The organism is Synechococcus sp. NOUM97013, assembly GCF_014279815.1.
Taxonomy (GTDB): Bacteria; Cyanobacteriota; Cyanobacteriia; order PCC-6307; family Cyanobiaceae; genus Synechococcus_C.
Genome location: NZ_CP047941.1, coordinates 238,414 through 251,098, shown reverse-complemented (window position 1 = coordinate 251,098; position 12,685 = coordinate 238,414). Strand labels below are relative to the sequence as shown.

Genomic DNA, 12,685 nt, shown 5'->3' with positions numbered 1-12,685 from the left:
TTCCTGTCAAGAATTGGGGGAGTCAAAAGAGAAGATCATCTCGGAACATGCAGAAGAAAGAAGCCTCAAGCCAGCTGAACCACTGCGCTCTGGATGAAACTGAAAGCCCACCACTGAGCCATAACGAACTGCAGCGACAAAATCTCGATGGCCATATCTAGCGTAAAACATAATTACCGAGGGATCAACATCAACCGCAGCGAAAGTATGAACAAAATATTGATTAATATGATCAAAAGAACCGTCGCCTAAATGTGCAGAACCATTGATTAAACGATTCCAACCCATATGGGGCAAAACCAAGGGGAGCCCATAAAGATCAATAGATGGCAAGGACTTAACATGCCCTCGCACAAAACCCAAACCCAAAGTCCTCTTAAATTCACTACTAGACTCAAACAACATTTGCATACCCAAACAAATGCCGAGCAAGGGTTTACCTAGTGCAACCCACTCATTACGTAACCAAACATCCAAACCTCTAAGACGCAAAGAATCCATTCCCTTTGGGAAAGCTCCAACGCCAGGAAGAGTCAGTAAATCACACGATGCAAGAATACTAGGTTTGTCAGTTAACAAGACCTCAGCACCAAGAGTCTCTAATGCATTAATTAAGCTCTGCTGGTTACCCATGCCGTAATTGATTACGCCAATACGGCAATCGGATAGCGAAGAATCTTTAACGCCACATAATGGAGAGTCATCAGACGCCAGAGAAGTAGGCGCTGATGATATAGATCTAAAAGGAATAATCGGACTATATTTCTCAATTTTCTTTTTGACCGATGCGAGGTTAAGACGATTAGAATGAAGAGAAGCTCCTAAACTGACCGCTGAAACGTTCTTCTGCATCAACGCAGATTGGATTTGATCAAAGTCAGAAAAACCACCTCCGACAACCAATGGGACGGATGTAATGGACGACGCTACATTAATCAAATGATGATCAGGCCCGCTACATGTTCCGTCTTGGTCTACGGAAGTGAGCAAAATCTCCCCAGCACCTAACTCTTCTAGACATTTAATCCATTCACACACATCACGACCTGTTCGTTCACGACCGGCTTCTTTCATAGCCTCCCACGAACCAGAAGCAATACGCCTTGCCTGAATAGAAGCAACCACGCACTGCCTACCAAAAGCCTCAGCAAGCTCAGTAATCAACTCGGGGCGCTCAAGAGCGGCGGTATTTACAGCAACTTTATCGGCACCAGCTGAAAGAAGAGCTGCAGCATCTTCGACGGAGCGCACACCACCAGCAGCAGTAATTGGAATAAAAACCTCAATGCAAGTTTTTCTAAGCAAGTCAGATAAACTATTACGTCCAAACAAACTCGCTACAGCATCAACATAAAGTAGTTCATCAGCCCCAGCCTGCGCGTAGCGAAGGGCTGCTTCGGAAGGATCACCAAGCACGCGCACTCCCTCAAATCGCACACCCTTAATCAAGCGGCTTCCCTTAACATCAAGACGAGCAATTAAACGTTTGCAAAGCGCCATAGATCTGACTTAATTATTACCTTGCCACATAGAAGCTGACAACTCCTGACTCATAGTCTCATTGTCAAATACGCGATGGCGGAGCTGCCATCCGTAATCTTCGGAGTAACGCCAAAGGTGAGGGGAGCGAAAATTATCCGACAAAAGATCATAGTAATTTCGATCAAAAATTGGACTCTCAAAAGCCATCGATGCCTTAGGGAAATGATTGTCTGGCAAGCTCAAATATTTGAAGATTTCATCAGCCCAACGCTCAGGAAACTCACCATCATATTTACGCACAAGCGCAACTCCTTCTTCCCGAGTAATATCTCCAGAACGAATCTCCTGAGCCGCATCATAAGTTGCACGCCCTATACCAAACTTTATCCAAGTTGTATGGTAATGGAAATCGTCGATGCGATCATCAATTGAATTGTATGTACTGTAGGTACCTGCAGTTCTCTCGGAAGAACTTTGAAAACCCCCATGCTCAACTGCGTAATAATATGCACCTTGAGGGTGCCACTTTTCATAATAACCAAGGTAATGAACCTCTATCTTCTTTTCATCAATTATATTAGGATTAGTAGGCATATAGGGATCCCAATCAATTGGCTCTAGACCAAGCTCCCTGAGCTGAGACAATGAAGAGCCTCCTAAAAAAATATCATCCTCATTCGCAGCCGAAAAATAGTTCCAACTTCTTTTAGCTGAACCAATATCTCCCTTTGGATTACCATATTCAGCTTCATTTTCACCGTAAAATATTAAAGGAATATCGTACTGAGCAGCGATCTTCGGCGCAAGATTTTTTTGACCAAGGATAAACGGCTGGAAGGGATGAAACAAATTCTCAACAGCCAAACGAGTAATCAAGCGGTGAACCCTACCATTAGGTGTAAAAAGCAAATTGTCAAAGCCTGCATGAATCCAAGCTTGATGGTTTTTCCAACCCCAATCGGTGTAGATGTGCGGTGCCCAGGTGCATGTAAGGGGGTGCATACCATATTTGTACTTAAGTAGATGGGCTTGAATAAAACTATCTTTTCCACCACTACCAGGAACTAAACAATCATAGCGGCCATCATTTCGACGATGACGATCGCAAAGATCACGCAGCTCTTGTTCGCGCTCATCCCAATTAATCTCATTTTTCTGATCTTTGACGCGACAAGCGTCACAAATACCAAAGCTATCAAAATGAATGGCCGACTTTGCGGTTGTACCATCATTTTTAAACTCAACAGTACTTGATGGGCGCTGATTACTGATAACGCAAGAATTGCAAAACTTTACATCTAAAGGCAATCCATACAGTGCCAAATTTGGATCAGAGGCCAGAAATGGGGCTTTGTCAACAGGCTTGGGAGAGGGGAATAGATACACAGTAAAAAAGAGTGTGTGATGAGGAAGTTGAAGAAAATCAAGTGTGTGCACTTAAGTGCTCATTCGAGTATTACTCATGGTTAGAATTCATTACGGATCTCAAGGAGTGATGTTGATGGTAATGAAGAGTTTGTATCGCTTGTAGTGAGACCATACAGAGATTCAACTCTCACACGATCATTGAAATGAGGTGTAGATACCTCGAGCAATACACATTGCTCCAGTGCAATTTCCTGATGAATACTTCCAGGCGGAAACTGTACACAATCGCCCTTACTGAAAATATCCTCAATCAGTTTTCCGTCCCCCCTATCGTGCTTTACGAGAAGACAGCCAGACAGCACATAAACAACTTCATTTTTAAGTCTATGGAATTGCAATCCACCAGATGCCCCCTTCTTAAGAGTAAGTTGCTTAAAAGTAAAATGACCGTCTTTCTTTGCAATAAGCAGTTCTTCTCCCCATTCGCGGGGACCAACGGAGGTTGCAGATAACTTCTCTATAGAAACGTGACGTGAGCGACGATGTAAGTTTGAAAAACAAATCAATTCTAAGAACTCCTTAATTGCACCGTTGCCGCCAAATGAAACAGTTTTACCTCTTACGAAGGGCGACAAAGCATCGTTACAATCGCCAACTCCGTAGGGAAATCCAACAACCTGACATAAACGCTTGTCATTCAAATCATTTGCAAGAAATGCACAATCAACTAAACTAATATTGCAATTTAACGCCCATTTTTTTGCAGCATCTAGCTTATCAGAAACACCTTGAATTAAATTAATTTCAAGCTTAGAGCATCTATGCTTGATACAAGTGTTAGTTTCCGAACTTATAACAACTAAGGGAATTTCGGGAAAATCTTGCCTAAATATATTAATTGCATAGCTATCATACTTAGAGCACTTTACAGACTCCACTCCATCTGAATGGGTACAAACAGTATTATCCGTAAAAACTCCATCAAAATCGAAAATTAAGCCTTTAATTTTACTTACATCAGTCATGCAAAATCCTCCATTTTGACATAGTCATCTTCAAGAAGATCAACCTTCAAAGTTTTGCCTATTAAATTATCAATTAAATAAGGCTTTAGGCCTTCGTCAGGAACCTTAAGAGCAAGATCAGAGATTTCAATAATACGACCTTTTGCTAAATCCCTTGCAGCAACAATTGATTTCCGTTGCTTCTTCATAGATATAAGCTCAGAACTCAAAACTCTTTTGTCAGAACTGCCCATAGACAACTTAATCCTAGAAAGATCTTTACACATTTGAGCCATCCCGGACGGAGAAAGGGAGAAAGCTTGGTCAGTACCTTTCATGGTTCTGTCAGTAGTGAAATGCTTTTCAATAATGCGAGCACCTAAAACATATGCAGCAATTGGAGCTACAATACCATTTTCATGCGAAGAAAAGCCAATAACAGTGTCTGGGAATGAATTACGAAACTGTGTTATGACATTAATATTTAATTCCTCATACTTAGCAGGGTATCCGGAAGTACACTGCAACAGTGCAAACTCAGACTTGCCAGATGCCAAAATCTCGTATGCATTTCTTACCTCTACAAGGTCAGAAGCACCTGTACTTGCAATAATAGGAATACCAGTTTCAGAAGCCTCTTTTAAGAGTGGAGTGTTAACAATGTCACCCGAAGCAATTTTCAGAACGGGCATATCCATTTCAACAAGAAAATTTAAGCTTGGAATATCAAAAGCCGTAGAAAAGAAAATAATATTTTTAGATTGACAATATTTTATTAGATCACTATATTCATCACGACCAAACTCAAGCCTTTCTCTATGTTCGCCATAAGTTACACCAAAAGAATTTTCGGAATTGTAAATTGAATTATAAGCTTTAGCAGTAAATTGATGTTTATTGCTCCGTTTTTGTAATTTAACTGCTGACACACCAGCCAAAACGGCTGAGTCAATCATTTGTTTGCACAATTCTAATGATCCTTGATGATTATGACCAATTTCAGCGATAACAAAAGGGGAAGAATTATCGTTGATTGTAACATTTTGGATGGTGATAGAACGGTTAGGCATTAGGATTTAAAGTCATAAATTTTCGATTGTGTAATTTAGCACTCTATGGGTCATAATCGCAAGTGAATTTTCGGTTTCCGAAATGCAGTCGTCTGACTCGTCCAGGTGCATTGGGAAAAAATATAAGTTTTCTTTTAACCAACTAGAAATCGCATCTGTCTCGCAGGTGATAGCAGGCTGGTACCGGCTTGTAGAACTAATAAAATCAAAGAAGTCACTGATTGAACTAAATTGTTCATTTGGATATTTGTTGGAAACAGATAAATCTTTGTACCAAGGACTTCCAACAATATAGGTTAACTGTCCTCGAAGGATGGCTTCCCAGCAGACTGACCCTCCAATCCCTATCACAGCAGAAGCATTATCTATAAGCTTATAACTATCAACATAAGAAGGGTAAAATATAGAATTATTCAATGAATTATTGAGGTCAAAAAAAGCTGAGGTACGCCCTAAATAGTTTCTTTGGTACAACTTGTGCTGGGATGGATGTTCCTTGACCACAAGATCAAGTGAAAAGAGAGAAGCTTGATAAGATACCTCTTCTATTAAGTTCGCTTGAGAAAAGCAGGGCATGCCTGATGGCATTGATTGGCGTTCTGGAGAGCATTGCAAAGGCAGAAATACATAAGAGCCAGGCTCGTGGAAATTAATCGAAATATTATTAGCGCATTGCTTTTTATAGAGAAATGCTGATTGAACCCTTGCTATGAATCGGTATAAACGATGGTAAAAGCATGTGATTAATGTGGAGCAATAATGGGGCATGTTTTTCTCACGCAAACATGAAATCAGAGCAGCAAAGCCAATCCTTAAAGATTTTCTAGCCAATGGAAGTTCCATTAGAAAAGACTTTATGATATAGATCGGAAAAGATTTTAATGGATAAGCTCGTGCATTCGACAGCCTAAATTTAGTCCTTGGATCATACATTTGGGAAGCAGTACACTTACTCTCAATACTTGCTCGAATCAATTGAGAGGAAATATTTATAGAATCACGGCTAGAGTTGCAAATCATTAAATCACGGATTGGGTCTCTCATTACAACCCATTTGGGAATGAATGTTTTCAATATATCTATACAGATCGCATTTTTTTGAGCAGCAATCTGTTGAATTATAAAATCATGAATCTGATGAGGCTCATTTAAAAAGATGACTAAGTTAATTGGATAAGCATTTAGCAATGCCGAGCAAAAATTAAAAATCCCTAAAAAATATACATCCTTATCTGCAATAGGTCTTGTAGATAACTCAACCGTTCTGGAGTATAAATGAGTCATGATGAGATAATGGGATTTTATAAAAGCTTGTGCATCATCAAGAGAAACATGACAAGAAGAAAATCTACTTACAAGACTCTTTAAATGAATATACGAACAGTCTAATATTTCACTTTGAGTAAATACATAAGCATCTTTGAATTTATCTTTGCACTGAGGGAGAAACTCTGGAGATGTCTCAATAATATTGATTTTAGCAATTGAATTAATATTCTGGGCGAACTTGAAGGACGTCTCATCATTAACATAAAGGAAAACTTTTAAGTCTTTTTTATGCAAAGGGAAATGCGAGTGTGCTGAATTCACGAAACTAAAATAGAAAATTCAAGAAAAATCTTTTAGTTCTTCAAACTCAAGATCGTCAATCTGAGTGAAACCCTGCGCTACCCACCGCTTACAAATTCCACGATGTTCTAAGATTGACTTAATCTCGGCATTTCGCAAAAAGTTATTCTTACTAGGTGACTTAGAAGTGCTGCTGATGTCACTATTCAATTCACGCTGAATTTTTCTTGCCCTTTGGAAGTCAGAATTATTAAAGGCTTTTTCAAGATCAGTAATTAAGCTTAAAAATATTGATGCTTCTACCGTGGTAAAGGATTTGGCTCCCAAAATAAGTGATGGTAAAAGCTGCTTAACAACAGCGGGTATAACCTCAAATCGAGAGGACTGATATGAAAGAGCATTTTCTGTATCCACAACATTAGATGTACTATACTTAATGCCTATACAATTATTAATGCGAGAAAAACTATCCACTTCATTTGAAGTAAAGGATAATCCCCAATTAGCTGAAGTGTAGCCCATAACTGGGTTGTTGGAATAATTGCATATAGCTTTAAAATTTCTAAGAGCTTGTTGAGTTGACAGTAGATTACTGTATGACATATAATGAACGCCTGACAAATTATATTGATTAAGAGCCTCGGTAAATGCAAGGCTTTCAGATAGTCCATAAAAGGAAGTACCAACAAGGCAATCAAAATGCTGATTTGAATAGTTGACTACGAAATCAACAATAGTTTTTCGAATAGAAAACTCAAGAGCCATATCTTCGCTACCAGTACCCAAAACCCAGAGTCTAGAAATTGAATTATCTTTATAATAACCAAGTAAATTCTCTAATCCTTCAAAGTCAATTGAATAGTCTTCTTTAAACGGGGTCAAAAGAACAGGGATACAATTAGTCATAATGAAGTTGAGGTAAATCAAAAAAGAGTTTTTAATCGCATATACAATGGTGCAATTTTCATCAGGAATACTCTCATATATGAAAAAAGGACATAAAATAGTTTTTTGGGGGCTGAGGCATTACTATGACGGATAACCCACCATAAAATTATAGATTGCTTGAGGAACGATTTGGACTGTTGTTTATAATTGTAAATTGATATATCGGTACTCTTAAGCTTCGACATAGGAGTAGATCCTATATTCTGGTCATGATAAGTTTTCGTGACACCAAATTCTTGGTTAATAAGTATTGGACCATTCAAAGCGGTATAAGAGATTAGATCCCGCTCGTTACCTGTAAATTGATATGGTCCTTTGCAGTAATTAGTTAAGACCTTCTTTCTAAAAACAGAGTAAATAAGATAATTATATTTGCCAGATTTTCTTATTTTTGATCGTCCATCGTAAAATATAAAATTGATTTTAAATTGTGATAATATATAATCAATAAACGATGAAAACTCGAGATCGAAATCAGTTGTAGCCAAAATAGTTTTGTTTTGATCGACTAATTGAATATTATTAAATATAGCCAAAGAAGTTGGGCAACTGGTGAGTTTCAAGAAAGAATTGTATATTGTGTCGACAGAAACATAGTCATCATCTCCGATTAACATGAAATAGTCAGTAGGGGCATTCCTAAGGCAATACCAGAAATTTCCCACAGCGCCAATAGATTTCTGCTGAGTAATATGTATTAGATTTAAGTGAGGTCTATACTTATCAATAACTCTTTTGACATCTTGATTTTGAGGGAAGTTTTCAGATATAAATAAAACAAGCTCAGAAGCACAGTTTGAGGTGGATATACAATGTAATAGCTTTTCAAGCTGACGAGGGCGATTATAAGTAGGAATCGCTATTGTCAGTTTATTCATCATGGTAAGTACATTGGAGCCAGCATGTTAGCGGCCTTAAGATCTTCTTCTGTATCAATATCAATCTGATAATTGCTCATAATATAAAAGGACTGTTCGTCAGAAAAAATAGATCCCATAGTGTGTAAATGGTCAAATGATGATATATATATGCTGGCATTATATCTGTAATATGTAGATTCGTCTTCATGAGAATATTTAGTCATTTTATTGTCATGTATTTTCATCAGCGTTGGATGTCTCTTTTTATATGGACCGGTAACAGACGCTAATGTCGGACTATTGTTTTTGCAGAAAATTTGAATTGATTTATCGATATCATGAGATGTTCTAAATGGCGATGTGGGCTGAAGAAGAACAATATTTTTTATATGAGCGTCTCTAGTCTCCTTGTACCAGTTAATAGCATGCTTTATCACATCAATATTTGTGATATTATCTTCAGCGAGATATTTGGGTCTTATAAAAGGAGAATAGGCTCCAAAAGATTTAGCAATAGATTGAATTATTTCACAATCTGTAGAAAAAATCGTTTCAGTTAAATATTTACTTTGACTGGAAGCAAAAATCGAATAATAAATAAGTTCTTTGCCTCTCAAAGGAAGTATGTTTTTGTTTGGAAGGCGCTTAGAGCCTGAACGTGCCGGTATGATTCCCAAAAAATCTATGATTTGTTGATTCATTTGAAATTGATTTAGATTGACTGTTGTTGAATAATTTCTATAAGGTTATGGGGCATTTTAGTGGACAGCTAGTCTTTAATTTTCAGGAAAAGTGCTGGACTATGTAGTGTCTTTAAGGGTATGCAAGTATCAGAAAGCATCTCGTCAAAAACTTTACGAGATTCTTCGTAACCCTGACATCCATAATCATCTGCATAAACTATACCCCCTACAGCTAGTTTTGGGAAAAAGAATTCAAGTGCATCTTTTTCAGCTTTAGCACCGTTTAAGTCACAAGATAAAAAACTGATTTTTTTAATTGATTGAATTGACGGTAAATTAAAGACATCTGGTATTAATCCTTGGTGAATTTCGACGTTATAATTTTTGAATCTACTATTTACGGCATTTAAAATTGACTCATCTGAATATTCATTAAATTTCCCTTTCCCTTTGAAGAAGGTTTGATCTTGACCAAATAAGTCAATTAGATGAAACAACACATTAATTTCTCTCTCTTGAAATAATTTCAAGGTAGTCCTAGCAAAAAAACCGTACCAAACTCCGCATTCAACCATTGGTAGATGAGAGTTATTTTGAAAGGCTAGAGACGCGCCAAAATAGTAAAGCTGCGCACGATGAGAAATATATGAATACTTATGAAGCCTTTGAGGTATATGTAGAGTCATAGACTCAGAAAAAGACTTGATAAGTTCCTCATCTAGCTCAATTTTAGGTCGCGTTGAGATAATCCCATCACCCGCAAAACTAATTTTCCCAGCACCATAAGAGCTGGGATTTGTAAATAGACATTTTAAAAAGCTAAATGCTAGTCTAAATTTATTTAGAAAAATGTAAGTATGCATGTTTAGAAATTGCATAATTTGATAGTAGAAAGAATGAAGTGATTAAAGCGAAAAAGTAAAAGTAGCCTAGCTTAATCTTTGTAGGTATGCTTTTGGCCAATAAGTAACTCTTTTGTTGATTAAACCCTCGTTAAAAAGAAACGGTGGTTCGGTTTGTTTGAAATTTGCAGAAACGTGTAGGAATTGATTAATTGCTGTTATAGGATTGTTCCAGTCCCAGTCCGAACTGGTTCTAGGAGCTCCAACAACTTCCTTCATAATCCCGTCACATGCAACAATATAACTTCCTACGCTCACCAGATCAGAATACATGATTAGCTCTTTGTAAACGTGGTCTTTAAGATGATTACTGTCTAATAGAACAAGCACTTTGTCAGATGGAGCCACTTTTTCTTGAACCTTCCTGAAAGTATCAGGATCAATTGAGCTGCCCTCAATCAAAGATATCGATGATGAAAGACGATGTTGTTCTATAGCTGTACGATTATGAGGACGAATTTCAATATCAATTCCAATAACGCGGCCTTTACCAATGGCTGAACAAATGCTTGCATAAAAAATTAGAGATCCACCATGAGCCACACCAGTTTCTATTATAACGTCAGGCTTAATGTCATAAATAACTTCTTGAATTCTAAGCATATCCTCAGGAAGTTGAATAATAGGCCTGCCAAGCCAACTAAAGCTATAAACATATTTTGTATCCCAGCCTGACCGAATCCAAAGATCTGAAATAATTTCAAATGCTTTGGGATCGCTCAAAGACAGTTTTTCACCATTTGCTAAAACTATCAAATCTTCGGAAGGGATGAATGTGAAGGAATTCATTGAAAAGTGGAAGAAAAATTTTACAAATCCTATTTAATATTTGATGATAGCAAGGGCTTTTGCTACTGAATAGTATTAATTCATGCTAAGGCAGCAAAAGAAAGCATACGAGGCGGGTTAGTAGACTCAAAATTGAAAGGCTCAAGGCTTGGTAGTGATGAGAAAACTTCCACGTTTTTAAAACCAACTGAGCCTAGCATGTACAGAATCTCATTAATGGTAAATAGGCTGATATCATGAACAGACGTAGTTTCAACTTGTCGACCCGCCATGGTTCCTTTAATATAATATTGAATCTGTAAATGCTGTTTAGATACACTTAACTTTGGCTTAGCATCTCTATTTAAACAATTCCCGTTAGAGTCATCAAAAACCCGAACTACTTCTTTCGGCGGTTTTAACATACATTCCAAACCATTCCAAGCTTCAAAGAAAAAAATGCCGCCTGGCTTCATTCTAACAAATATTTCATGAAAAAACTCACTTAAAGCCACAAGACTTGGGAGACAATTTATAACATTAAATAGAGAAATTACACATCCCAATGGCAATTCTAACGCCAAATCGAGGCTCTCAAAAGAATGTCCAAATGATAAATTGGGTATTTCATTCGATTTAGCGATAGCACGCTTAATCATACATTCAGATTTATCAATCCCAAAAACTCTTAGACCATGTTTTGCTAGATAGAATTCATGAGATCCGATGCCACAACCTACACTCAGGATTTTCCCGTCAGAGATTGATTTATCCAAAAAAGAAAGAAGAACTTTAGCTTCTTCTGCATAATTCTTATGTTGTGTAATGAACTCATAGCAATCTGCATAATCTTCGGAGTAGTCGGAATAATTAGCCACAATTGAAAGAACGAACTGATTCGATTACCTGGTCTAGTGTATGTGGAGACATCTTACTATGCAATGGCAATGAAAGAATTTGGTCAACTATTCGGTTAGTAACATCGAGCGACCCCCTGCGACATTCTTTCAAGAAACTAAAATTGTGACCGGCCTGCCAGTGAATACCTGTATCAACACCACACCTTTTCATATGCTCTCTTAGTTCAGTACGTTTACCATTAAGAACCTTGACATAATATAAGAACGGATTGATTGAATTAAAGTCGCCTTTCGGTGCTTCAATCCAATCAAGAACCGATAACTCGTTGTAGTAACGCATGCAAGCCTGCTGTCGTGTGTAGCGTATCTCATCAATTTTATCAATCTGAGAAACACCAATTGCCGCATGCAGATTAGGCATATGATAACGAAAGCCTAACTCTTCTATATCATATGTCCAAGCTCTTGAATTAGTGTACATTTGCGCGGCTGACTGAGTCATACCAATTAACCTCTTTGCTTGTAGCTTTTTAAGAGCATCCTCCCCACTTACAATAACGGCACCACCATCAATACACGTAATCGTCTTAACAGGATCAAAGCTGAACATTGTGTATTGGTGTTGGTTGCCGATCGGTCGCCCCTTGTAAGTTGATCCAAATGAATGTGCCGCATCATGCAATATTGGAATCCCAGTACGAAGTGAAATTTCCGCCAAAGCTGCATGGTCACTTATAAAAATATCGTAATCCATTGCTATTATGCATCTCGTCTTATCAGTTATTAACTCTTCAATTTTCGTTGGATCAATACAAAGTGTGTTTTCGTCTATATCAACAAAAACAGGTTCAGCACCACATGCTCTGATCGCTTGGAAATCTGCAGCATTGTTGAAGGACGGAGTAATAACCTCATCGCCAGGACCGACTCCAATCATGAGGAGAGATAAGTGTAATGCAGCATGGCCGGTGCTGACTGCAACAACATACTTGTTACTGTCAGGAGCAAAGTTACATATATCAGCGACTGCTTTTTCGAACTGCTGGACATAACTACCCATGCCAAGCCAACCTAACTCAAGAGATTTAACAGCAGCTGAGATCTCCTCTTTTTCAATGAGTGGTTTAAAAACTGGAATTTGAGGGGACATAAATCAAAATGAAAAAATTAC

At 37.8% G+C, this 12,685-nt stretch carries 12 protein-coding genes; all 12 read right to left on the bottom strand.

The features are described 5' to 3' along the window. Positions 1-6: 6 nt before the first annotated feature. Entirely contained in the window at positions 7-1,500 is a 1,494-nt protein-coding gene (gene hisH / locus SynNOUM97013_RS01160) for an imidazole glycerol phosphate synthase subunit HisH (protein ID WP_186480443.1), read from the bottom strand. Between the two features lie 9 nt (positions 1,501-1,509). Continuing rightward, on the bottom strand, positions 1,510-2,919 hold the full coding sequence (locus tag SynNOUM97013_RS01155; RefSeq protein ID WP_255442868.1) for an N-acetyl sugar amidotransferase: 1,410 nt from the start codon (positions 2,917-2,919) through the stop codon (positions 1,510-1,512). Between the two features lie 29 nt (positions 2,920-2,948). Then, positions 2,949-3,875 carry a hypothetical protein gene (locus SynNOUM97013_RS13615; RefSeq protein WP_222929829.1) on the bottom strand — a complete coding sequence of 309 codons (927 nt, stop codon included), beginning with the start codon at positions 3,873-3,875 and terminating at the stop codon, positions 2,949-2,951. After that, positions 3,872-4,924: an N-acetylneuraminate synthase family protein gene (locus SynNOUM97013_RS01145; protein WP_186480442.1), complete on the bottom strand. Its 1,053-nt coding sequence runs from the start codon at positions 4,922-4,924 to the stop codon at positions 3,872-3,874. The genes SynNOUM97013_RS13615 and SynNOUM97013_RS01145 overlap by 4 nt, the downstream gene beginning before the upstream one ends. A gap of 12 nt (positions 4,925-4,936) precedes the next feature. Continuing rightward, on the bottom strand, positions 4,937-6,514 hold the full coding sequence (locus SynNOUM97013_RS01140) for a hypothetical protein (RefSeq protein ID WP_186480441.1): 1,578 nt from the start codon (positions 6,512-6,514) through the stop codon (positions 4,937-4,939). An 18-nt stretch (positions 6,515-6,532) separates the two neighbouring features. Beyond that, on the bottom strand, positions 6,533-7,399 hold the full coding sequence (locus tag SynNOUM97013_RS01135) for a dihydrodipicolinate synthase family protein (RefSeq protein ID WP_186480440.1): 867 nt from the start codon (positions 7,397-7,399) through the stop codon (positions 6,533-6,535). A 17-nt stretch (positions 7,400-7,416) separates the two neighbouring features. Beyond that, on the bottom strand, positions 7,417-8,319 hold the full coding sequence (locus SynNOUM97013_RS01130) for a glycosyltransferase family 2 protein (RefSeq protein ID WP_186480439.1): 903 nt from the start codon (positions 8,317-8,319) through the stop codon (positions 7,417-7,419). Then, positions 8,319-9,002 carry an acylneuraminate cytidylyltransferase family protein gene (locus SynNOUM97013_RS01125; RefSeq protein ID WP_186480438.1) on the bottom strand — a complete coding sequence of 228 codons (684 nt, stop codon included), beginning with the start codon at positions 9,000-9,002 and terminating at the stop codon, positions 8,319-8,321. Before SynNOUM97013_RS01125 ends, SynNOUM97013_RS01130 begins: the two co-directional genes overlap by 1 nt. Positions 9,003-9,070: 68 nt before the next feature. Further along, a complete protein-coding gene (locus tag SynNOUM97013_RS01120; protein ID WP_186480437.1) occupies positions 9,071-9,847 on the bottom strand; it encodes a class I SAM-dependent methyltransferase in 777 nt (258 codons plus the stop codon). 66 nt (positions 9,848-9,913) lie between these two features. Further along, positions 9,914-10,675, bottom strand: coding sequence for a cephalosporin hydroxylase family protein (locus SynNOUM97013_RS01115; protein ID WP_186480436.1), 762 nt, complete (start codon positions 10,673-10,675; stop codon positions 9,914-9,916). Between the two features lie 80 nt (positions 10,676-10,755). Further along, positions 10,756-11,532 (bottom strand): bifunctional 2-polyprenyl-6-hydroxyphenol methylase/3-demethylubiquinol 3-O-methyltransferase UbiG, encoded by a 777-nt coding sequence (locus tag SynNOUM97013_RS01110; RefSeq protein WP_186480435.1) that lies wholly within the window; start codon positions 11,530-11,532, stop codon positions 10,756-10,758. Continuing rightward, positions 11,525-12,664 (bottom strand): DegT/DnrJ/EryC1/StrS aminotransferase family protein, encoded by a 1,140-nt coding sequence (locus tag SynNOUM97013_RS01105; RefSeq protein ID WP_186480434.1) that lies wholly within the window; start codon positions 12,662-12,664, stop codon positions 11,525-11,527. Before SynNOUM97013_RS01105 ends, SynNOUM97013_RS01110 begins: the two co-directional genes overlap by 8 nt. Between the last annotated feature and the right edge of the window lie 21 nt (positions 12,665-12,685).